This window comes from Microbacterium sp. SCPM-O-B-15248 (M128) (genome assembly GCF_058214835.1).
In genome coordinates this window covers 25,770-46,937 of the sequence record NZ_JBYQLI010000008.1, presented here as the reverse complement: position 1 = coordinate 46,937, position 21,168 = coordinate 25,770, and the positions used below count along the sequence as shown (strand labels likewise).

Here is a 21,168-nt window from a genome sequence, read left to right as displayed (position 1 = left end):
GCTCAGCGGAACCGGCCGAGCCGGATGCCGGCGAACGCCAGCGCCGCGACCGTCTCGCCGTCGGAGATCTCGCCGTCGGCGACCAGGCCCAGGACGTCCCCGAACGGTACCCAGCGCACGGCTTCGATGCCCTCCTCGCGCTGTGAGGCCGCGGCATCCACGATCTCCAGGTCCCGCGCGAGATAGACGTGCTCCGGGGCGTCAGCGATGCCGTTGAGGGCGTTCATGCGGCCCAGGTGCTCCCACCGTGCCGCGGTGACGCCCGTCTCCTCGCGCAGTTCCCGCTGCGCCGCGACGAGGGGGTCCTCGCCGTCCGTGCCACCGGCCGGGACCTCGAGCGAGCGCCCCGTCGTGTAGCGCTCCAGCTCGACCAGGCACACACGCTCGTTCTCATCGAGCGCGATGATGAAGACGGCGGGCTGCTGCATCCGCACGACTCCGTAGATGCCGTCGCCGTCCGGCCCGGTGACCTCGTCTTCGCGGACCTCGATCCACCGGTTCTCGTACACCGTGCGGGAGGAGCGGGTGGTCCAGGTCATGCGGTCAGCCTAGAGCGCCGCCGACCGCGGAACGGGCGGCGTCGGTCGATGTTCACCGGGAGGATCGGCGCGACAGCGGGGAGAGCGGGGCGAACCGATAACCTGAGAGCATGACGCACTCCGGCAACCCCTTCGGTCAGGTGCTCGTCGCGCTCGTCACCCCGATGACGGCCGACGGCGAGGTCGATTGGCCCGCCGTCGAGAAGCACATCGACGACGTCGTCAGCGCGGGCGCCGACGGTGTCGTCGTCACGGGCACGACGGGAGAGACCTCCACCCTCACCGACCCCGAGAAGCTCCGCCTCGTCGAGGTGGGCAAGGACGTCGCAGCCGGTCGCGCCAAGATCATCACGGGCGGCGGATCCAACGAGACCGCGCACGCGATCGAGCTCTACAAGGCCAGCGAGAAAGCCGGCGCCGACGGCATCATGATCGTCACGCCGTACTACAACAAGCCCACCCAGGCCGGCATCCTGACGCACTTCCGTCTCGTCGCCGACGCGACCGACCTTCCGGTGATCCTCTACGACATCCCCGGCCGTACGGGTGTCGAGATCAAGTACGAGACGATTCTGCGGCTGGCCAAGCACCCGAACATCCTCGCCGTCAAGGACGCCAAGGGCGACTTCAGCGAGGTCAGCCGGGTGCTCAATCAGACCGACCTGATGTACTTCTCGGGCGATGACGCCAACGTCCTCCCGCACCTCGCGATCGGGGCGTCCGGACTCATCGGTGTGACCGCGAACATCGCGGCCGCGCCGTACCGGACGATCGTGGATGCCGTGAACCGCGGCGACCTCGCGACCGCCACCGCAGCCCATCAGCGCCTCGAGCCCCTGGTCCGCGCCACGATGACGCACGTGCCGGGCACGGTCGCGGCCAAGTACATCCTGCACGGCCTCGGCCGCATCGGCAGCCCGCGCGTGCGCCTGCCCCTGGTCGGTCCCGAAGAGTGGGAGGCCGCGGCGATCGAGGACGAGCTCGCTCTCGTCCGCGAGGTCGCGGGCGCCGACTTCTCCAACTTCCGCCCCGACCGCAACGCGGCCGCCGGCGGTGCCCTGCCGAAGGTGCACGGCACCACGAGATAAGCACCGGCGTCCGCCGAACCGCGGCCAGGGACGCCACACGAAGGGATGCCGTACGGCGGCATCCGAGGAGGCACTTCATGCCCACGACCGTCTACGACCCGCCCGCGCTCCAGCCGGGCACACTGCGCGTCTTCCCCCTCGGCGGCCTCGGCGAGGTCGGCCGCAACATGACCGTCTTCGAGTACGAGGGCAAGCTCCTCGTCGTCGACTGCGGCGTGCTGTTCCCCGAGGAGCACCAGCCCGGCGTCGACCTGATCCTGCCGGACTTCGAGCCGATCAAGCACCGCCTCGACGACGTCGTCGGGGTCGTCCTCACCCACGGGCACGAAGACCACATCGGCGCCGTTCCCTATCTGCTGAAGCTCAAGGGCGACATCCCTCTGATCGGCTCGGGCCTGACGCTCGCTCTCATCGAGGCGAAGCTCAAGGAACACCGGATCCGCCCCTACACGCTCACGGTGAGAGAGGGGCAGCGCGAGCAGGTCGGTCCCTTCGACCTCGAGTTCATCGCCGTGAACCACTCGATCCCGGATGCCTTGGCGGTGGCGATCCGCACCCCCGCCGGCCTCGTGCTGGCCACCGGCGACTTCAAGATGGACCAGCTGCCGCTGGACGGCCGCATCACCGACCTCCGCGCATTCTCCCGCCTGGGAGAAGAAGGCGTCGACCTGTTCCTCGTCGACTCCACCAACGCCGACGTACCCGGGTTCACCCCCACGGAGCGTGCGATCGGACCCGTGCTCGACCAGGTCATCGCCAAGGCCCCCCGACGCGTCGTGGTCGCGAGCTTCTCGAGCCACGTGCACCGCGTGCAGCAGGTGCTCGACGCAGCCCACGCCAACGGTCGTCGTGTGGCGCTCCTCGGGCGCAGCATGGTGCGCAACATGGGCATCGCGGCCGATCTCGGCTACCTCAACGTCCCGGACGGCGTGCTCATCGACTACAAGAAGGCGCGCGACCTGCCCGACGACAAGATCGTCTACATGTCGACCGGTTCGCAGGGCGAGCCCATGGCCGTCCTGAGCCGCATGGCCAACCTCGACCACGCGATCGAGCCGGGCGAGGGCGACACCGTGATCCTGGCATCCAGCCTCATCCCGGGCAACGAGAATGCCGTCTACCGCGTCATCGACGGACTGACCAAGCTCGGCGCCACGGTCGTGCACAAGGGCAACGCCAAGGTGCACGTCTCGGGCCATGCCGCCGCCGGCGAATTGCTGTACTGCTACAACATCCTCCAGCCCAAGAACGTGCTGCCCGTGCACGGCGAGTACCGCCACCTGGTGGCCAACGCCAAGCTCGCTCAAGAGACCGGCATCCCGGCCGAGAACACGATCCTGGGCGAGAACGGGACCGTCGTCGACCTCCGCGACGGCCGCGCCGAGGTGGTCGGTCAGCTCGACATCGGCTTCGTCTACGTCGACGGGTCGTCCGTCGGAGAGATCACGGATGCCGACCTGAAGGACCGCCGGATCCTGGGAGAAGAGGGGTTCATCTCGGTGATCGTCGTCGTCGACCGCCAGACCGGGAAGATCATCTCGGGACCCGAGGTGCACGCCCGCGGCTTCGCCGAAGACGCCGCCGTGTTCGAGAGCGTCAAGCCGAAGATCGCAGCCGCGCTGGCGGAGGCGGCGCAGTCGGGAGTCCGCGACACGCATGCGTTGTCCCAGGTCGTGCGCCGGACGATCGGGCGGTGGGTGAACCAGGCGCTTCGTCGTCGTCCGATGATCGTTCCGCTCGTCATCGAAGCCTGAGGCCAGGCCCGATGACCACCCCGCGGAGTGGTCATCGGGCGCTCGCGCCGTGTGCCGGCGCGAGCGTCGGTATCATGCGGGCATGCCCGCCTTCCCGATTCGCGCGGCGCTCCCGTCCGACGGCTCCTTCCTGGTCGATATGACGGTCGAGGCCGCCAATTGGCGCGCCGGCAGTGCGCGCCCGCGCCACGAGATCCTCAGCAACCCCGACCACCGGCGTTACGTCGCGGGGTGGCTGCGACCGGGCGATGCGGGGTTCGTGGCGGAGTCGCCCGCGGGCGAGGCGATCGGGGCGGCGTGGTACCGCCTGCTTCCGCGCAGCGAGCCCGGGTTCGGCTGGGTCGGCACGGGGGTGCCGGAGCTGATCATCGGCGTGCGGCCCGTGTGGCGCGCGCACGGCGTGGGCCGTGCGCTCCTCCAACGTCTCGTCGGTCATGCCCGCGATGAGGGGTTCTCCCGCATCAGTCTGAGCGTCGAGCGGGACAACTTCGCCCGCACTTTCTATCGCCGCGAGGGCTTCGCCGTCACTCTCGCCGGGCAAGGGCGCGACGTCATGGTCCGTACGTTGCGCTGAGACTCCCGGGTATCGGTCCTGTCTCGAACCCCGCGTCGGTCCGCACGAATGTCGGACACCCCGCCTACCGTGGAGGAATGGCCCGCAGTACGTCCACGTCCGGCGGTCGCGCTCCCGCGAAGGGACAGGCGCGTCCGAAAGCGTCGGCGCCCGCGCCCAAGCGGTACGTCGACGAGCCCGAGAAACCGCCGTTCGCCGTCCGCGCCTGGATGGCGCTGGCTCACGGCGTCGGCGGGATGTTCCGCGTCTTCGGGCCCGAGACCCTCGAGCGCGATCAGCGGCGCGACGGATTCCCGTTCCTCCTCGTGCTGCTCGCCGCCGTCGGTGCCGTGGTCGAGTGGTTCTTCATCGGCACCGATGTCGCGGCCACGATCAGCGCCTACAGCTTCGGCGGACTCATCGGCCGCGTGGCTTTCGTCTTCCCCGTGCTGCTGCTCCTGCTCGCCGGGTGGCTGTTCCGGCATCCCTCCTCGGTGCACGACAACGGCCGCATCGGCATCGGCTTCGCCCTGTTCGTCATCGCGATGGCGGGATTCTGCCACGTCGCTGGCGGGCGTCCCGCGCCCAGCGCGGGGCTGCCGACACTCAGTCTCGCGGGCGGTCTCGCCGGTTGGCTGAGCGGGGAGCCGCTCGCCCTCGTGGTGAGGGACGTGGGCGCCTACATCGCGCTGTCGCTGCTGACGATCCTCAGCATCCTCATCCTCACCAAGACCCCGCCGAACCGCATCGGCCGACGTCTCGGCGACCTCTACGCGTGGATGTTCGGCGCCGAACGCGTCGAGAAGGACGCGACAACGGCGGTCCTCCCCGCGGATGCCGACGACGAGGCGACCGCAGAGAAGTCGATGCCGTGGTGGCGACGCAACAAGTCCGGCCGCGAAGAAGACGTCGACGGACAGCTCGGCTCCGACGACCTCACCTCCCTGCTGACTCCGGGAACCCCCCAGGGCGGTTTCGAGTCGGCGGTCGTGACACCCACCGCCCCGGCGGCCCCGCCGGCACGCCCGCCCCTCCCTCCCGCCCCCGACGCGCTCACCGAGGTCATCGACCCCTCGGCGCTGGCGGGGATCCCCACCGGACGCGGGCTGCAGGATGACTCGCCGACGGCCGAGACCGAGACCGACGACCTCCCGGGGATCTCGGGACTCGGCGGAGACAACGCGGGGCTGCCCCCGTCGGCGAACTACCGGCTCCCGGCGGTGAGCGCCCTCGCCGCCGGCACGCCGCCGAAGGAGCGGTCAGCAGCCAACGATGCCGTCGTGCGCGCGATCGAGAGCGTCATGGAGCAGTTCAAGGTCGACGCTCGCGTCACCGGGTTCTCGCGCGGCCCGACGGTGACCCAGTACGAGATCGAGGTCGGTCCCGGTGTCAAGGTCGAGCGCATCACCGCGCTCACCAACAACATCGCGTACGCGGTCGCCTCCAACGAAGTGCGCATCCTCGCGCCGATCCCCGGCAAGAGTGCGATCGGCGTCGAAATTCCCAACGCCGACCGTGAGATCGTCACCCTCGGCGACATCCTGCGATCGGATGCCGCGGCGGCCTCGACGCACCCCATGACGATCGGCGTCGGAAAAGACGTGGGTGGTGGCTTCGTCGTCGCCAACCTCGCCAAGATGCCGCACCTCCTCGTGGCCGGTTCCACCGGCTCGGGCAAGTCGAGCTTCGTGAACTCGATGATCACGAGCCTCTTGATGCGCGCGAAGCCGTCCGAGGTGCGGATGGTGCTCATCGACCCCAAGCGCGTCGAGCTGACCTCCTACGCCGGTGTTCCTCACCTCATCACGCCCATCATCACGAACCCGAAGAAGGCCGCCGAGGCGCTCCAGTGGGTCGTGAAAGAGATGGACATGCGGTACGACGACCTGGCGTCGTTCGGCTTCCGTCACATCGACGACTTCAACAAGGCCGTCGTGGCGGGCGAGATCCAGCTCCCGGCGGGAAGCGAGCGCGTCCTCAAGCCGTACCCCTACCTGCTGGTGGTCGTCGACGAGCTCGCCGACCTCATGATGGTCGCGCCGCGCGACGTCGAGGACTCGATCGTCCGCATCACGCAGCTCGCCCGCGCGAGCGGTATCCACCTCGTGCTCGCGACGCAGCGCCCTTCGGTCGACGTCGTCACGGGTCTCATCAAGGCCAACGTGCCGTCCCGCCTCGCGTTCGCCGTCACGAGCGTCACGGACTCGCGGGTCATCCTCGACCAGCCCGGCGCCGATCGCCTCATCGGTCAGGGCGACGGTCTGTTCCTGCCGATGGGTGCCTCCAAGGCCCTGCGTGTGCAGGGCGCGTGGGTCAGTGAGCAGGAGATCGAGCGCGTCGTCGCCCACGTCACGCAGCAGGCGCGTCCGGAGTACCGTTCCGACGTCCAGGCCGCGGCCGAGAAGAAAGAGATCGACGCCGACATCGGTGACGACCTCGAACTGCTGCTGGCGGCAGCCGAGCTCGTCGTCTCGACGCAGTTCGGATCGACCTCGATGCTGCAGCGCAAGCTCCGGGTCGGCTTCGCCAAGGCGGGGCGCCTCATGGACCTCCTCGAGTCGCGCGAGATCGTCGGCCCGTCCGAGGGCTCGAAAGCCCGTGACGTCCTCGTGACGAACGAACAATTGCCGAGTGTCCTGGCGCGCCTGCGCGGCGAGGAACCGCCCGTGGCGGCCGACGACGACCGCTACGGCCCCGATGCCGTGGAGTCCCAGTACGACGGCATCCCGGTGGCCGAGGACGACGAAGGCTCGGAAGACGCCTGGCAACTGACGGGACGTGACTGATGAGAGTGCATCCGCAGGTGCCCAACGCGATCACGATCGCCCGCATCCTGTGCGCCCCGGTCTTCCTGTGGATGCTCCTCGCCGACGGAGGCGCCGGGGGAGGGCTGCGGTGGGCTGCGGCCGTCGTCTTCATCGTCGCGATCGCGACCGATGGCATCGACGGGTACATCGCCCGCCGCTACGAGATCGTCAGCGACCTCGGCAAGCTCCTCGACCCGATCGCCGACAAGGCGCTCACGGGAGTGGCCTTCGTCGGGTTGTCGATCCTCGGCGAGCTGGACTGGTGGGTGACGATCCTCGTGCTGGTCCGCGAGATCGGCATCACGATCTACCGATTCCTGGTCGTGAGCGACCACGTCCTGGCGGCCGCCTGGATGGGCAAGCTGAAGACGGTGGCGCAGGCCGTGGCGCTGTCGATCGCCCTGCTGCCGTTGGCCTCGCTCTCCGAGGCCGCGGTGTGGCAGTCGACGGTGTGGTGGGCCGGGGTGGTGACCATGACGATCGCCGTGGTCCTCACCATCGCCTCGGGGATCGACTACGTCATCTCGGAGGTGCGAGGAGCCCGCGCGAAGCGGAGCGCCCGATGATCGACGGCGTCCCCGACGATCTCGACGAGACGCTCGTCCGTGATCCGCGTGAGAGCGCCGCGGTGCTCCTCGACCGGCTCGCCGAGCTCGGGTGGACGATCGCGGTCGCGGAGTCGCTCACCGGCGGCATGATCGTGTCCTCTCTCGTCGACGTTCCGGGAGCCTCGCGTGTGGTCCGGGGAGGCGTGGTGGCCTACGCCACCGACGTCAAGAACAGCGTCCTCGGCGTCGATCCCGCCCTGCTCGAGGCGCACGGTGCCGTCCACCCGCGCGTCGCCCGGCAGATGGCGCGGGGCGTTCGCGAGGTCCTGGGACGCGACGGGACGCCGGCCGACGTCGGAATCGCCACGACCGGGGTCGCCGGCCCGGATGAGCAGGACGGGCAGCCGGTCGGCACCGTGCACATCGCCGTCTCCACTCCACTCGGGACGCGCGTGGATTCCCTCGTGATCTCGGGCGACCGGGATCGCATCCGGCGTGAGGCGAGCCACATCGCCATCCGCCGTGCTCTCGCCGCCCTCTGACCATCCGTTCTCGACACGCCCGGCGGAGGGAACAAACGGCGTCACACGCCGGTTGTTTGAGAGCGATTCCCATCCAGTGCCCAGCGCGCGGCATTAGGGTGACCTGGAACGGTGTTGTACCGTTGTCCACCCGGACAGCGGGGGAATCTGCAGTGAGGAGGGGTTCACATGATCCTGGTCCGTCAAGAGATCGGCGAAGTCCTGCGTGAGCTCCGCCAGCAGAAGGGCCGCACCCTTCGTCAGGTCGCCAGCCGCGCGAGTGTCGCGCTGGGGTACCTCAGCGAGGTCGAACGCGGTCAGAAGGAGGCGTCGAGCGAGATCCTCGCGTCCGTCGCCGAGGCCCTCGATGTCCCCATCTCGACGATCATGCGCGAGGTCGGCGACCGACTGTCGGTCCTCGAAGGTTTGCAGACCTTCCCCGATGTCGTCCCCGACGATCTGGTCGCGGCGGTCGAGCCCGAGCTCTCCCTGCACTGACGTCTCTGCATGCGTCGAAGTGAGTTCGATCGTGCCGTCGCCGACGAGTTCGGACCTCGGGGCGGTTCTTTGATGACCGATCTCGTGCTGTCCGCCGTGGGCGGGCGCACGAGTGCCGATGCCCTCGCCGCGGGCGTCGATCCGCGTGAGGTGTGGCTCGCGCTCTGCGAAGAGACCGACGTTCCGCGGGATCGCCGCTACGGCGTCGGACGTCTCGACCCGCGGCAACGCTGATCCCCTCGGGCCCGCTTGCGGCGCGCCCGCGGATGCCGTGGGCTCGTGGCCCGCCCGCATTGTCCCCTGCGCGGATGACGGGCGCAGCTGGACGCCCGGGGCACGGGTGGATGCGGGACGAGTTCGGTAGTCGACTCGCCGGAACCGGCGTGTTATCGAATCTTCGTTCGATATCCGCGTAGGCTCCTGCACATCGGAGTTTCGAGCGGGTTCGTCCCCAGAAGGTCGGGTTTCCTCCGCCGATGTCGGAGGCCCTCCCTAACGTGGGCGAAGTCGAACGACACTCTGAACGCCTTGTCGGGAATCTCCACCGTCGGTGGAGAACGCGACAGCCTATAGGCGACGGAACGCGAGCAGAAAGAAGACGTCATGCCCTCACCCGCAGAACGCGAGAAGGCCCTCGAGTCGGCCCTCGCCCAGATCGACCGTCAGTTCGGAAAGGGCTCGGTCATGCGCCTGGGCAGCGACGAGCGCGCCCCGATCGAGACCATCCCGACGGGTTCCATCGCCCTCGACGCCGCTCTGGGGATCGGCGGGCTTCCCCGCGGCCGCATCATCGAGATCTACGGTCCGGAGTCGTCGGGTAAGACGACGCTCACCCTGCATGCGATCGCCAACGCGCAGCGCGCCGGGGGTATCGCCGCCTTCATCGACGCCGAGCACGCGCTCGACCCCGAGTACGCCAAGAAGCTCGGCGTCGACATCGATGCGCTTCTGGTGTCGCAGCCCGATACCGGTGAGCAGGCGCTCGAGATCGCCGACATGCTGATCCGTTCCGGCGCCATCGACCTCGTCGTCATCGACTCCGTCGCCGCCCTCGTTCCCGAGGCCGAGATCAAGGGCGAGATGGGTGACTCCCACGTCGGTCTCCAGGCCCGTCTGATGTCGCAGGCACTCCGCAAGCTCACGGGTGGGCTGAACACCACCAAGACGACGGCGATCTTCATCAACCAGTTGCGCGAGAAGATCGGTGTGTTCTTCGGGTCCCCCGAGACCACCGCCGGTGGAAAGGCGTTGAAGTTCTACGCTTCGGTCCGTCTCGACATCCGTCGAATCGAGACCCTGAAAGACGGCACCGAGGCGGTCGGTAACCGCACTCGCGTGAAGGTCGTCAAGAACAAGATGGCGCCGCCCTTCAAGCAGGCCGAGTTCGACATCATCTACGGCGTGGGTATTTCCCGCGAGGGAAGCCTCATCGACTTCGGTGTCGAGCACGGCATCGTGAAGAAGTCCGGTGCCTGGTACACCTACGACGGCGAGCAGCTGGGCCAGGGCAAAGAGAACGCCCGCGGGTTCCTCATCAAGAACCCCGACGTCGCGGCTGAGATCGAGTCGAAGATCAAGACCAAGCTCGGCATCGGTGTCGCCCCCGCGGCGGCGCCGACCACCGACGAGCTGGCCGCCCGCCGCCCCGCCTGATGATCGACGACGCAGGCCGCCCGGGCCGTGGATCCGAGACACTCTCGGGCCGCGGCGCGGGCGGCGGCGCGGTCGAGGACGCTCTCGCCCCCGTGATCCCTCTGTTCGGTGCGCGGGAACGCGAGGCGAAACCGCCGCATGACGGCGCGTCTGGCGAGACGCGACCAGGTGCGGGTCGCGCACGCGCACGGTGGACGCTTCCGGGCGACAGTACGGGCGAGATCAATGACGCGGGCGTCGCTGTCGACTCGCCGGATGAGATCCGCGACCGGGCGGAAGCGCTGCTCCTGCGGAGGCTCCGCGGACGCTCGCTTTCTCTGGTCGAGGCGGGCGCGGTCGTCCGCGAGGTCGAGGGTGCGGATGAGGCGATCGTCGACGAGGTCGTGGCGAAGTTCGTCGACCTCGGTTACCTGAACGACGAGGCCTTCGCCGAGCAACTGGCCATGACCGCCATCGAGCGACGTGGCCAGGGCCGTCGGGCAGTCGTCCAGACGCTCCGCAAGCGGGGGATCCCACGCGAGGTGGCCGACGCCGCCGTCGCCGAGCTCCCCGACGACGATGCCGAGCGGGCTCTGGAGTTCGCGCGATCCAAGATCCGCGGTGTGAGCGGCAAGGACTACGACGCCAGCCTGCGGCGCCTCGCGGGCCAGCTGGCCCGTCGCGGCTACTCCTCTTCGGTATCGCTCGACGCAGCGCGTCAGGCACTGGCGGAAGCCGGTGTGCGTCGTGCGCCCTTCACTCGTCCCGCCCCCTCGGGTGTGCGCTTCACCCCCGACGACTGAGCCGTCTCCGCGCCGGCGGAGCGCACGCCGGCAATGACACGGTCGTGCCGTCCGAATCCGCACGGCCCTCCGCCGCCCGGCGTGGGGTGGACTCCGACGCGGGCTCGGGGCGTACGCCGGCACGGGCTCGGGTGCACGGACCCCGGCACCGGCGCGAGCGGCGCTTAGAATGGCACGCATCATGACGACCCCCGTATCCACGCCGACGCTGATCGCGCCGTCCGCCGCTGCTGTCGCAGCCGACGGTCGTGCCCGCACCTACGAGGTGCGCACGTTCGGCTGTCAGATGAACGTCCACGACTCCGAGCGCCTGTCGGGCTCGCTCGAAAGCGCCGGGTACGTGCGCGCCGACGCCGGCGCCGACGCCGACGTCGTCGTGATCAACACGTGTGCCGTGCGTGACAACGCCGCGGGCAAGCTGTACGGCACGCTTGGCCACTTGAAGTCGCGCAAGGACGCTCACGGCGGCATGCAGATCGCCGTCGGCGGGTGCCTCGCCCAGATGGACAAGGACGCCGTCCAGCAGAAGGCGCCGTGGGTCGATGTCGTCTTCGGAACGCACAACATGGGGTCGCTGCCCGGAATGCTGGAGCGGGCGCGCCACAACGGCGAGGCCGAGCTCGAGATCCTCGAGTCCCTCGAGATCTTCCCGTCCACCCTGCCCACCAAGCGCGACTCGGTGCACAGCGGCTGGGTGTCCATCTCGGTCGGCTGCAACAACACGTGCACCTTCTGCATCGTGCCGAGCCTGCGCGGCAAAGAGAAGGACCGTCGTCCCGGCGACATCCTGAACGAGATCCGGCTGCTCGTCGACGACGGAGCGATCGAGGTCACGCTGCTGGGCCAGAACGTCAACTCCTACGGGGTCGAGTTCGGTGACCGTCTTGCGTTCGGCAAGCTGCTGCGCGCGGCGGGCGAGATCGAGGGCCTGGAGCGGATCCGCTTCACGAGCCCTCACCCGGCGGCGTTCACCGACGACGTCATCGCCGCGATGGCCGAGACGCCGGCGGTCATGCCGCAGCTGCACATGCCTCTGCAGTCCGGTTCGGACCGCATCCTCAAGGCGATGCGCCGGTCGTACCGCAGCGAGCGTTTCCTCGGTATCCTGGACCGCGTCCGCGAGCGCATCCCGCACGCGGCGATTACAACCGACATCATCGTGGGCTTCCCGGGCGAGACGGATGCCGACTTCGACGAGACGATGCGTGTCGTCGAGGCCTCGCGCTTCGCCAGCGCGTTCACCTTCCAGTACTCGATCCGTGAGGGCACACCGGCCGCCACGATGGAGGACCAGGTGCCCAAGGCCGTCGTGCAAGAGCGCTACGAACGACTCGTGGCTCTGCAGGAGCGCATCTCGCTCGAAGAGAACCAGAAGCAGCTCGGGCGTGCGCTCGAGGTGCTGGTCTCCGCGGGCGAGGGCAAGAAGGATGCCGCGACCCGCCGCCTCACCGGTCGCGCCGAAGACAATCGTCTCGTGCACTTCGAGGTGCCCGACGGGTCCGTGCTGCCGCGCCCCGGTGACGTCGTCTCGGTCGTGGTCACCCACGCCGCACCCTTCCACCTGCTCGCGGACGCTCCCGCGGGCGAGCCGCTGCGGATCCGCCGGACACGCGCCGGCGACGCCTGGGACCGTTCGCAGGCGGAGTCGTGCGGCGTGCCCGCCTCGACCGCCGACGAGGGCACCGTTCGCGCCGTCTCGCTGGGCCTGCCGACGCTGCGCATCGGCGGGTGACCGCGGACGAGGTCGCCGCACCGCGACTGTGGGCGATCGTCGGAGCGACCGGGACGGGGAAGACCGGGCTCTCGCTCGACTTCGCCGAGGCACTCGGACGTCGCGGTCGCCCCGCCGAGATCGTCAACGCGGATGCCATGCAGCTGTACCGCGGGATGGACATCGGTACCGCCAAGCTCCCGGTCGCCGAGCGGCGTGGCATCCCGCACCACCTCTTCGACGCGCTCGAGGTGACGGACGAGGCCGCGGTCGCGTGGTACCAGGTGGCGGCGCGCGAGGCGATCTCGGCGATTCACGGGCGCGGCGCCGACGCGATCCTCGTCGGAGGCTCCGGTCTCTATGTCTCGGGCGTCCTCTGGGATTTCCGCTTTCCACCCCGCGACGCGTCCGTGCGGGCGGAACTCGAGGCGTTGCTCGACCGACTCGGTCCCGGTGCTCTGTTCGAGCGGCTCCGTGCGGCGGATCCCACCGCAGCCGAGCGCATCGACCCGCGCAACGGACGCCGCGTCGTGCGCGCCCTCGAAGTGCTCGCGCAAGGCGCGGACACGCACGGCGGTGCCCTTCCCGAGGCGCCGGCCTTCTGGCATCCGTCGACGTCGATCCTCGGCACCGCCTTCGAGCGCGACCAGCTCGTCGGTCTGCTGGACGCGCGAGTGGAGCGCATGTGGGCGGATGGGCTGCTCGACGAGGTTGCCGCGCTCCGGCGCGACGGTCTCGAGCGCGGGGCCACCGCCGCCCGGGCGATCGGGTACGCGCAGGCTCTCGCCGAGCTGCGCGGCGAGGTCACTCGCGACGAGGCGATCGCCCAGACGCAGGCGCTCACGCGTCGCTACGCCCGCCGACAGGTGTCCTGGTTCCGGCGCTATGCCGACGCGCGGTGGGTCGATGCCCGGACGGCCGACGCCGACGCCCTCGCAGCCGAGGTCGAGGGCTGACCGCACGGATCCGGGCGTGCGACCGCGAACAGGGGCTCGGTCGCGCGGCGATCGCCGAGGCCGAACGGCGACGGGCGGCCCTCGGACGCCGTTGCCTAGACTGGGCGCATGGCGACTCTCGCGTTCACCAAGGGCCACGGCACCGGCAACGACTTCGTGGTCGTGTCCGACCCGGACGGCGAGCTCGACCTCTCGGATGACCAGGTCGCGATCCTCTGCGATCGCCACTTCGGCATCGGCGCCGACGGGCTGCTGCGCGTCGTGCGCTCGGCGGCCATCGCCGAGGGGGCGGATGTCGCCGCCTCCGGCGCCGAGTGGTTCATGGACTACCGCAACGCCGACGGATCGAAGGCGGAGATGTGCGGCAACGGCACGCGCGTGTTCGCCCGCTACCTTACGGACACGGGTCTCGCCGACATCACCGGGGGGCTGCGCATCGGCACGCGTGCCGGGGTGAAGACGCTCACGCGCAGCGACCGCGGCTTCGAAGTCGACCTGGGGGAGTTCCGCATCGAGCCGGGCGACGTGCTCGTGCGGGCCAAGGGGCTCCCGGTGGCCCGCCCCGGTGTGGGCGTCGACGTCGGCAATCCTCACGTCGTCGTCGCTCTGTCGTCGGACAGCGAGCTCGACGGCCTCGAGCTCGCTTACCAGCCGGTTCTCGACCCCGCACCGGCCCGCGGCGCGAACGTCGAGTTCGTGGTGCCCGCCGATCCGCTCGTCCACGAGGGTGTCGGCGCGATCAGCATGCGGGTGTTCGAACGCGGTGTCGGCGAGACGCTCAGCTGTGGAACGGGTGTCGCCGCCGCTGCTCTCGCCGTCCGGCACTGGGCGGGTTCGGCCGCGCCGGACTCCTGGGTCGTCGACACTCGCGGTGGCACTCTGGGGGTGCGCACCGCCGACGGCCGCGTGTACCTCTCGGGCCCGGCATCCCTCGTCTTCACCGGCGAGGTCGCCCTCGCCTGAACGCCGTCGTGGCGCGCGTCGTCTGCCCGCCACGGGCCCGTTCGCGGACGAACGGGGGCGTCAGGAGATGACGGCGATGGGTTCGCTCGGCGGGGAGCCGTGACGGCGCACGCGCAGCACGCGGTAGCTGCGGGCGGTCGCCGCGCGGTGCACCGAGAACCCTGTCGGGAAGGTCGCCGAGAGCCACCGCTGCAGGGAGTCGGAGCCGAGGTTGCGCTGCACGACGAACCAGCCGTCGGAGCGGTCCTCGAGCCGGGGGATCCACTGCTCGAGCATCCCGTGCAGCTCGTTCTTGCCGACGCGGATGGGCGGGTTGGAGCGGATGGTGCGGAAGGAGATGTCCGTGGGAACATCTTCGGGCCGCACGGCGTTGATGTTGTCGAGGCCGAGCAGTTGCGCGTTCTGCCTCACGAGGTCGAGTGCGCGTTCGTTGACGTCGACGGCCCAGACGGTCGCGTGCGGAGCGTCCAGGGCGAGGCTCAGCGTGATCGGACCCCACCCGCTCCCCAGGTCGAGGAAGTTCCCGCCGGACGGCGGGGCGGGGGTGTTCGCCAGCAGCACCGATGTCCCGGCATCCAGACGGTCGGGGCTGAAGACTCCACCCGCGGTGACCACCTCGAGCTCACGCCCGGCGAGGCTCACTCGGAGGCGGCGGAACTGCTCGGGACTCGATGGCGACGCGCTGAAATAGTGCTCGCTGCCCATGCCGGAAGCGTAGCGGAACGGAGCCCCGGACGTGGGGGCGACTAAAGTGCGAGGATGCCGCGGCATCGACCGCGGACGAAAGGAACACATGACCGAACACACCACACCCCCGAGCACCGACGAGTCGCCGGTGGATCCGGTCGACCGGGTGCTCTCGCGCGCCGAAGCGCACCGAGGGGTCCGGGTCTTCGGTGCGGCGCAGGCCCTCCAGGACGCCGCCACCGCGTACGGCGGATCGACCGACGGCGATCAGTGGGATCGCGAGGAACGCGCAGCGCTGCGCCGTGTTCCGGGGCTCTCCACCGAGCTCGAGGACGTCACCGAGGTCGAGTACCGCCAGTTGCGACTCGAGAACGTCGTGCTCGTCGGCGTGCACCCGCAGGGCGAGCAGGCGGATGCCGAGAACTCGCTGCGCGAGCTGTCTGCGCTGGCCGAGACCGCCGGCGCCGTCGTGCTCGACGGCGTGCTGCAGCGGCGTCCGCACCCGGACCCGGCGACGTACGTCGGACGGGGCAAGGCGGCGGAGCTGCGCGACATCGTCGCGGCGGTCGGCGCTGACACCGTGATCGCCGACACCGAGCTGGCCCCCAGTCAGCGGCGCGCGCTGGAGGATGTCGTGAAGGTCAAGGTCATCGATCGGACGACCGTGATCCTCGATATCTTCAGCCAGCACGCGAAGAGCCGCGAAGGCAAGGCTCAGGTCGAGCTCGCGCAGCTCGAGTACCTGCTCCCGCGTCTGCGCGGGTGGGGTGACTCGATGTCGCGCCAGGCCGGTGGACAGGTCGGCGCGGGCGGCGCGGGTATGGGGTCGCGCGGTCCGGGTGAGACCAAGATCGAGCTCGACCGCCGCCGGATCCGCACGAAGATGGCGCTGCTGCGCAAGCAGCTGCGCGACTTCGCCCCGGCCCGCGAGGCGAAGCGCGCGGAGCGCAAACGGAACACGATCCCCTCGGTCGCGATCGCGGGGTACACCAACGCCGGGAAGTCGAGTCTGCTCAACCGCCTCACCAGCGCCGGTGTGCTGGTCGAGAACGCCCTGTTCGCGACCCTGGATGCCACCGTCCGCCGCTCCGAGACGACCGACGGGCGCGTCTACACCTTCACCGACACGGTGGGCTTCGTGCGGAACCTGCCGCATCAGCTCGTCGAGGCCTTCCGCTCCACGCTGGAAGAGGTGGGCGACGCCGACGTCATCCTGCACGTCGTCGACGCGTCGCATCCCGATCCGGCGGCGCAGCTGTCGACGGTGCGCGACGTGATGGGCGACGTGCACGCCGATTTCGGCCACGAGATCGTGGTGTTCAACAAGGCCGACCTCCTCGGCCCCGATGATCGTCTGGTGCTCCGGGGCCTCGCTCCCGCGGCGCTGTTCGTGTCGTCGCGCACGGGCGAGGGCATCGACGAGCTGCGCGCCGCGATCGAGGAGGCCCTGCCGCTGCCGGCGGTCGAGGTGCAGGCGGTCGTGCCCTACGACCGCGGCGATCTGGTCTCGGCGGTGCACGAGACCGGCCTCATCCTCGCGCAGGAGCATCGTGAGCAGGGCACGTTCCTTCACGCGCACGTCGGTGCGCGACTCGCGGCCGAACTCGCGCCGTTCTCCGGCTGACACCCCCCGCGCAGAAGACCCCCGCCGACGTCTCGGCGGTGGTCGTCTGCGCGGGCGCGATGCCCCGATGAGCGCGTCAGTCGAGGGCGAGCGTCGGGATTCCGGGCGTCTCGAAACCGAACACCGCGCCGAGGAAGCCCAACTCGCGTTGCAGGGAGTCCACGACGGTCTCGGCCCGACGGAAGCCGTGGCCCTCGCCCTCGTACAGGACGTAGGCGTGCGCGACGCCGTGTTCGACGAGCGCGTCGCGGATGGCTTCGGCTTGCGAGGGGGGAACGACACGGTCTTCGGTGCCCTGCAGGATCAGCAGCGGAACCCGGAACCGCTCGGGATGCGACAGCGGTGATCGCTCGATGTAGACCGCCTCGGCCTCGGGGAGCGCTCCGATGAGGCCGTCGAGGTAGCGCGCCTCGAAGTCGTGGGTGTCTTCGGCCAGCGCGCGGGCATCCCCGACGCCATAGCGCGAGATGCCGGCCGAGAACACCTCGGTGTTCGTGACGGCGGCCAGCACCGTCCACCCGCCCGCCGACCCGCCCGCGATCGCGAGGCGCGCGGGGTCGGCGAGACCCGCGTCGGCGAGGGCGGATGCCGCGGCGGCGACGTCGTCGACATCGACGACGCCCCACTGGCCGCGCAACCGCTCGCGATACGCGCGACCGTAGCCGGTGGACCCGCCGTAGTTGACGTCGAGCACCCCGATGCCGCGGCTGGTGAAGAACGCGGTCTTCACCGACGGCGATGGGCCCACGTGCGAGGTGGGACCGCCGTGCACGAGGACGACGTAGGGAGGACGCTCGTCGGCGGGGCCGACGTGGTCGGGGCTGGTCGGGGCGTACGCGAACGCGTGCACCGGACCGTGCGGCCCCTCCGCCGTCAGAGCACGGGCGACCGGCATCCATTCGATCCCCGGGTGGTCGCCGCCGGTGACGAGCTCGGCGTCTCCCGAGTCGAGGTCGATCACCCACAGGCCGGCGAGGCCCGTCGCGTCGGAGCCGGAGACGAGGGCGCGCGATCCGCGGACGTCGTCGATCGAGGCACCCGCGCACACGGGCACGTCGAGGGGGCGCACGCCGCTCGGGGCGATCTCGACGACCTCGTCGGCGCCATCGGTGCGGACCGCCACGATGCGGCCGTCCGAAGTCGCCCCGAACCACCGCGTGCCCAGCACCCACACTCCACCCCCGGTGTCGGCGTCGGCCGGGGCCACGGCCTGCGGGTCCTCGCCGATGCGCAGCCGGAAGAGATTCCAGCGCCCGTCGGGGTCGTCGGTGTACAGCAGCTCGTCGTCGGCCATCCACACCGGCTGGAGGGGCGCGCGACGCGCACCGCCCGCGAGCTCGCGCACGGTACCCGTCGCGAGGTCGCGGACACGCACGGTCGTGGCATCCCACGGCATGTCGGGGTGATTCCACGCCGTCCAGGCCAGTCGTCGCCCGTCCGGCGAAAGCGCGGGGTGGACCAGGAAATCGCTGCCCTCGGCGAGGATCTCGGCCTCGGAGCCGTCGAGCGGGATCCGCACGATGGCGCGGGCCGGGACCCGGGCCTCGCCGTGGACCTCGCGTACCGCCAGCAGCGAGCCGTGCTGCCAGGACAGTCCGCCGTGCCGTACGCCGGCGGAGGCCGGGGTCAGGGGTCGTGGCTCGCCGCCGGGAGCGAGCGCGTAGACGCGTTGATCGGTCTTCTCGACGTAGTAGAGCTCGCCGTCGTCGGAGGCCGTCCAGGCGCCGCCGCCGTACTCGTGCACCGAGGAGCGCGCATTCGCGGGCGCCGGCAGCACGGTCTCGACCGCGCCGTCGGCGCGTCGACGGCGAACGGCGACGCGGCCGCCTTCGCTCGGAACGGATTCGCCCCACCAGATCTCGTCCCCGACGATCCGCGCCCCGTCGATGCGGGGCGACGACTGCGCGACGCGCTCGGGGGAGAGGGGAGAGGGCCAGGAACCGTAGGGGAGCGTCGAGGGCATGGCATCCACCCTACGGACGGGGGCGGACACGGTCGCGCGGCGGCACGGGCTCAGCCCCCGACGGGTTGCCGCACGATGCCGAGGCCGGCGGCCCAGTCTCGGACGATCTGCCGCTGGCTGTCGTCGCAGGTGTAGCCGTAGCCGACGCTCACCTCCCAGTACGAGAACTCGTCGATGGGGACCTCGTGCTCCAGCGACCACCCGTCGAGGAAGGTGAGCGCGTAGCAGTCCGCCATCGTCTCGACATCACCGGCGAACGCGGGGAGGGCGCTCTGGGTGGCTTCGGGGTTCGTGAACTGCAGGACGTGGGCGAACTCGTGGTACGCGATGCCGGTGCGGATCCAGTCCGTCATCGTCTCGTCCGTCCGCGTCGCGCCGTTGACGCGCACGGTGAAGGGGTCGGTGCTCGAGACGCACGCCAGGGCGTCGGCGCCGCACGGCGTGCCCCCCTCGTCGACGGCCATCGACACCCAGCCGCGACCGAGCGAGTCGAGGGTCGACTCCCAGGGCGTTCCGGACGCGTTGGCCGCGCCCTGGACACGCGCCGCGTCGGCGCGCGATGCCAGATCGGTCGCGAATGCCTCGACCTCGGCCACGTCCCTGCTCAGGGCGTCGGCGTTGCTCCGATGGATCCACGCGTGGTCTGCGAACTCCTCGACGCGAGCCCAGGGGACGAGCGTCGCGAAGGGAAGCCCGACAAGCGGCTCGACCGTCTCGTACAGGCCGGCCATGGCCGCACCGAACTGCTCCTTGCGGTCGATCAGCTCGCGTTGCTCCTCGATCTGTCGCTGCTGGTCGGTGATCTGCTGTCGCTGGTCGGTGATCTGCGAACGTGCGCCGTCGAGCTGCATCGCCAGCCACAGGATGCCGAGCCCAGCGGCGACGGCGACGAGCGCGAGCAGGCACGAGAGCACGACGATGCCCGTACGGGGCCGGCGCCCGGTCGGAGGGAGGGGCGGTGGGGACGCGGAGGCGATGTCGGGGAGGACCTCGACGGAGTGCTCGGGCGACGGCTGTCCGGTGGGGGAGGTGGAGGTCACGACGCTCGCTCTCTCGATGTGTCCTGTCATGGTAGGGGCCCCGGTGCTCCGGCTGCGGCGCCTGTGCATAACCGGCGGTGGGCGCGTGCGCGGCGACCCGTCGGCGGGGTCGACGAACGACGAAGGCCGGATGCCACTTCGCGTGGCATCCGGCCTTCCGGTATCGGTCGGCGGCGTCAGACCGTCCGCAGCACCGCGACGACGCGCCCGAGCACGACGGCCTCGTCGCCGAGAATCGGCTCGAAGGCGGAGTTGCGGGGGAGGAGCCACGTGTGGCCGTCGCGGCGGCGGAACGTCTTCACCGTGGCCTCGCCGTCGAGCATCGCGGCGACGATCTCACCGTTCTCGGCCGTGGCTTGCGTGCGGACGACGACCCAGTCGCCGTCGCAGATGGCCGCGTCGATCATGGAATCGCCCGAGACCTTGAGCATGAACAGCTCGCCCTTGCCGACGAGCTGACGGGGGAGGGGGAAGATCTCCTCGACCTGCTGATCGGCGGTGATGGGGACGCCCGCGGCGATGCGGCCGACCAGGGGGACGAGGGCGGCGTCGCCCACGGCGGGTGCGGTGTCGGCGGGGTTCTCTGCGGCGGTGCCGGGCAGGTCGATCAGCACCTCCATCGCGCGGGTCTTTCCGGGGTCGCGGCGCAGGTATCCGCTCAGCTCCAGCTGGTTGAGCTGATGCGTGACGCTCGAGAGCGACTTCAGCCCCACGGCGTCGCCGATCTCGCGCATGCTCGGCGGATACCCGTGCCGCGCGATCGAGCGCTGGATGACTTCGAGGATCGCCAGCTGCTTGTCGCTGAGGCTCTTCCGTCGCCGCGTCTGCGGTCTTTCGCGGCCGCCCGCGGTCGTCGCGTCGGTCATGTGTGCTCCCCTCGCACCGCGCTGTCGAAGCGGCGGAAATTCGAATGTCGGAGGTCCGTGGTGGGGTCTCCTCGTCGAAACCGTATCCGGTGAACGACCCGATCGATGCGGAGCGCTCCGCGTGTCGCGTTCGATCGGTCTCCGATAGCCCTGGTCTTGACAGTCCCGCAGTATCGAATATAGATTCGGAATACAGATTCGCACAGCCACCCTCCCGGCCGAGGGTGGCGTGCGAATCTCTCCCCACCGAGGAGCACATCATGAGCAGCATCGCCATCACCCCCACGACCCGCCTGCGGTTGACCGCGCGCGGACGTCGTGTGTTCGCTTTCCTCGCCGCTCTGCCGGTCGTTGTCGCGCTATCCGTCGCCGTCGTCGGCGGCGGAGCCGCGCTCGCGTCGAACGACAGCGGTGCCTCGGCGGGGGCGTTCGCTGAGATCACGGTCATGAGCGGCGAAACCCTCTGGTCGATCGCCGAAGACGTCGCTCCGGGTGCCGACCCCCGCGACGTGGTGGCAGAGATCACGCGGTTGAACGCTCTCGAAGACGCATCGGTCGCGGCCGGCCAGCGCATCGCGATCCCGGCCGCCTACGTCGCCGGGAGGTGAGCCCCGG

Annotated in this window: 20 protein-coding genes; 15 read left to right on the top strand and 5 right to left on the bottom strand. The window is 70.2% G+C overall.

What is annotated here, in order from left to right:
- Positions 1-2: 2 nt before the first annotated feature.
- Positions 3-539: an NUDIX domain-containing protein gene (locus AC3E6M_RS13565; RefSeq protein ID WP_292901006.1), complete on the bottom strand. Its 537-nt coding sequence runs from the start codon at positions 537-539 to the stop codon at positions 3-5.
- 110 nt (positions 540-649) lie between these two features.
- Between AC3E6M_RS13565 and dapA the strand changes: the two genes are divergently transcribed.
- From dapA to dapF, 13 genes are all read left to right on the top strand, one after another.
- Positions 650-1,627: a 4-hydroxy-tetrahydrodipicolinate synthase gene (dapA, locus tag AC3E6M_RS13560; protein WP_138176809.1), complete on the top strand. Its 978-nt coding sequence runs from the start codon at positions 650-652 to the stop codon at positions 1,625-1,627.
- A 77-nt stretch (positions 1,628-1,704) separates the two neighbouring features.
- Positions 1,705-3,381, top strand: coding sequence for a ribonuclease J (locus AC3E6M_RS13555; RefSeq protein WP_138176806.1), 1,677 nt, complete (start codon positions 1,705-1,707; stop codon positions 3,379-3,381).
- An 82-nt stretch (positions 3,382-3,463) separates the two neighbouring features.
- Positions 3,464-3,955 (top strand): GNAT family N-acetyltransferase, encoded by a 492-nt coding sequence (locus tag AC3E6M_RS13550; protein WP_138176803.1) that lies wholly within the window; start codon positions 3,464-3,466, stop codon positions 3,953-3,955.
- A 77-nt stretch (positions 3,956-4,032) separates the two neighbouring features.
- Positions 4,033-6,720 (top strand): DNA translocase FtsK, encoded by a 2,688-nt coding sequence (locus AC3E6M_RS13545; protein ID WP_394529776.1) that lies wholly within the window; start codon positions 4,033-4,035, stop codon positions 6,718-6,720.
- Entirely contained in the window at positions 6,720-7,307 is a 588-nt protein-coding gene (pgsA, locus tag AC3E6M_RS13540) for a CDP-diacylglycerol--glycerol-3-phosphate 3-phosphatidyltransferase (RefSeq protein ID WP_138174356.1), read from the top strand. Before AC3E6M_RS13545 ends, pgsA begins: the two co-directional genes overlap by 1 nt.
- Positions 7,304-7,831: a CinA family protein gene (locus tag AC3E6M_RS13535; RefSeq protein WP_138174358.1), complete on the top strand. Its 528-nt coding sequence runs from the start codon at positions 7,304-7,306 to the stop codon at positions 7,829-7,831. Before pgsA ends, AC3E6M_RS13535 begins: the two co-directional genes overlap by 4 nt.
- A gap of 168 nt (positions 7,832-7,999) precedes the next feature.
- The gene (locus AC3E6M_RS13530) at positions 8,000-8,308 is read left to right on the top strand and encodes a helix-turn-helix domain-containing protein (RefSeq protein WP_138174360.1); all 309 of its coding nucleotides are present in this window, start codon (positions 8,000-8,002) and stop codon (positions 8,306-8,308) included.
- Between the two features lie 9 nt (positions 8,309-8,317).
- Positions 8,318-8,542 carry a DUF3046 domain-containing protein gene (locus AC3E6M_RS13525; protein ID WP_138174362.1) on the top strand — a complete coding sequence of 75 codons (225 nt, stop codon included), beginning with the start codon at positions 8,318-8,320 and terminating at the stop codon, positions 8,540-8,542.
- Between the two features lie 369 nt (positions 8,543-8,911).
- A complete protein-coding gene (gene recA / locus AC3E6M_RS13520) occupies positions 8,912-9,961 on the top strand; it encodes a recombinase RecA (protein WP_138174364.1) in 1,050 nt (349 codons plus the stop codon).
- Positions 9,961-10,743: a regulatory protein RecX gene (locus AC3E6M_RS13515; protein WP_138174366.1), complete on the top strand. Its 783-nt coding sequence runs from the start codon at positions 9,961-9,963 to the stop codon at positions 10,741-10,743. The genes recA and AC3E6M_RS13515 overlap by 1 nt, the downstream gene beginning before the upstream one ends.
- 181 nt (positions 10,744-10,924) lie before the next feature.
- A complete protein-coding gene (gene miaB, locus AC3E6M_RS13510; protein WP_394529774.1) occupies positions 10,925-12,475 on the top strand; it encodes a tRNA (N6-isopentenyl adenosine(37)-C2)-methylthiotransferase MiaB in 1,551 nt (516 codons plus the stop codon).
- On the top strand, positions 12,472-13,410 hold the full coding sequence (gene miaA / locus AC3E6M_RS13505; RefSeq protein ID WP_138174370.1) for a tRNA (adenosine(37)-N6)-dimethylallyltransferase MiaA: 939 nt from the start codon (positions 12,472-12,474) through the stop codon (positions 13,408-13,410). The genes miaB and miaA overlap by 4 nt, the downstream gene beginning before the upstream one ends.
- Positions 13,411-13,518: 108 nt before the next feature.
- Positions 13,519-14,373, top strand: coding sequence for a diaminopimelate epimerase (gene dapF / locus AC3E6M_RS13500; protein WP_490530217.1), 855 nt, complete (start codon positions 13,519-13,521; stop codon positions 14,371-14,373).
- A 60-nt stretch (positions 14,374-14,433) separates the two neighbouring features.
- Here dapF and AC3E6M_RS13495 read toward each other — a convergent pair whose 3' ends face one another.
- Positions 14,434-15,078 (bottom strand): class I SAM-dependent methyltransferase, encoded by a 645-nt coding sequence (locus AC3E6M_RS13495; protein WP_138174374.1) that lies wholly within the window; start codon positions 15,076-15,078, stop codon positions 14,434-14,436.
- An 88-nt stretch (positions 15,079-15,166) separates the two neighbouring features.
- Here AC3E6M_RS13495 and hflX point away from each other — a divergent pair, with 88 nt between their 5' ends.
- Positions 15,167-16,684: a GTPase HflX gene (gene hflX / locus AC3E6M_RS13490; protein ID WP_490530216.1), complete on the top strand. Its 1,518-nt coding sequence runs from the start codon at positions 15,167-15,169 to the stop codon at positions 16,682-16,684.
- A 76-nt stretch (positions 16,685-16,760) separates the two neighbouring features.
- Here hflX and AC3E6M_RS13485 read toward each other — a convergent pair whose 3' ends face one another.
- The 3 genes from AC3E6M_RS13485 to lexA all read right to left on the bottom strand — a co-directional run bounded on the left by AC3E6M_RS13485 (position 16,761) and on the right by lexA (position 20,553).
- Positions 16,761-18,647: a S9 family peptidase gene (locus AC3E6M_RS13485; protein WP_138174378.1), complete on the bottom strand. Its 1,887-nt coding sequence runs from the start codon at positions 18,645-18,647 to the stop codon at positions 16,761-16,763.
- A gap of 50 nt (positions 18,648-18,697) precedes the next feature.
- Positions 18,698-19,687 (bottom strand): hypothetical protein, encoded by a 990-nt coding sequence (locus tag AC3E6M_RS13480; RefSeq protein WP_138174380.1) that lies wholly within the window; start codon positions 19,685-19,687, stop codon positions 18,698-18,700.
- A gap of 176 nt (positions 19,688-19,863) precedes the next feature.
- Positions 19,864-20,553, bottom strand: a complete 690-nt coding sequence (gene lexA / locus AC3E6M_RS13475; RefSeq protein ID WP_138174382.1) for a transcriptional repressor LexA — start codon at positions 20,551-20,553, stop codon at positions 19,864-19,866.
- Between the two features lie 260 nt (positions 20,554-20,813).
- On the opposite strand from lexA, the gene AC3E6M_RS13470 reads away from it, so the two are divergent.
- Entirely contained in the window at positions 20,814-21,161 is a 348-nt protein-coding gene (locus AC3E6M_RS13470) for a LysM peptidoglycan-binding domain-containing protein (RefSeq protein WP_138174384.1), read from the top strand.
- The last annotated feature ends 7 nt before the right edge of the window (positions 21,162-21,168 follow it).

Bases quoted from the DNA above. Each gene is read 5' to 3' on its own strand.
- AC3E6M_RS13495 (WP_138174374.1), bottom strand. From the start codon at position 15,078: ATGGGCAGCGAGCACTATTTCAGCGCGTCGCCATCGAGTCCCGAGCAG.
- AC3E6M_RS13565 (WP_292901006.1), bottom strand. From the start codon at position 539: ATGACCTGGACCACCCGCTCCTCCCGCACGGTGTACGAGAACCGGTGG.
- dapA (WP_138176809.1), top strand. From the start codon at position 650: ATGACGCACTCCGGCAACCCCTTCGGTCAGGTGCTCGTCGCGCTCGTC.
- miaB (WP_394529774.1), top strand. From the start codon at position 10,925: ATGACGACCCCCGTATCCACGCCGACGCTGATCGCGCCGTCCGCCGCT.
- hflX (WP_490530216.1), top strand. From the start codon at position 15,167: ATGACCGAACACACCACACCCCCGAGCACCGACGAGTCGCCGGTGGAT.
- lexA (WP_138174382.1), bottom strand. From the start codon at position 20,553: ATGACCGACGCGACGACCGCGGGCGGCCGCGAAAGACCGCAGACGCGG.
- AC3E6M_RS13535 (WP_138174358.1), top strand. From the start codon at position 7,304: ATGATCGACGGCGTCCCCGACGATCTCGACGAGACGCTCGTCCGTGAT.
- dapF (WP_490530217.1), top strand. From the start codon at position 13,519: ATGGCGACTCTCGCGTTCACCAAGGGCCACGGCACCGGCAACGACTTC.
- AC3E6M_RS13555 (WP_138176806.1), top strand. From the start codon at position 1,705: ATGCCCACGACCGTCTACGACCCGCCCGCGCTCCAGCCGGGCACACTG.
- AC3E6M_RS13550 (WP_138176803.1), top strand. From the start codon at position 3,464: ATGCCCGCCTTCCCGATTCGCGCGGCGCTCCCGTCCGACGGCTCCTTC.
- AC3E6M_RS13530 (WP_138174360.1), top strand. From the start codon at position 8,000: ATGATCCTGGTCCGTCAAGAGATCGGCGAAGTCCTGCGTGAGCTCCGC.
- AC3E6M_RS13515 (WP_138174366.1), top strand. From the start codon at position 9,961: ATGATCGACGACGCAGGCCGCCCGGGCCGTGGATCCGAGACACTCTCG.
- recA (WP_138174364.1), top strand. From the start codon at position 8,912: ATGCCCTCACCCGCAGAACGCGAGAAGGCCCTCGAGTCGGCCCTCGCC.
- AC3E6M_RS13470 (WP_138174384.1), top strand. From the start codon at position 20,814: ATGAGCAGCATCGCCATCACCCCCACGACCCGCCTGCGGTTGACCGCG.
- pgsA (WP_138174356.1), top strand. From the start codon at position 6,720: ATGAGAGTGCATCCGCAGGTGCCCAACGCGATCACGATCGCCCGCATC.
- AC3E6M_RS13525 (WP_138174362.1), top strand. From the start codon at position 8,318: ATGCGTCGAAGTGAGTTCGATCGTGCCGTCGCCGACGAGTTCGGACCT.
- AC3E6M_RS13545 (WP_394529776.1), top strand. From the start codon at position 4,033: ATGGCCCGCAGTACGTCCACGTCCGGCGGTCGCGCTCCCGCGAAGGGA.
- AC3E6M_RS13485 (WP_138174378.1), bottom strand. From the start codon at position 18,647: ATGCCCTCGACGCTCCCCTACGGTTCCTGGCCCTCTCCCCTCTCCCCC.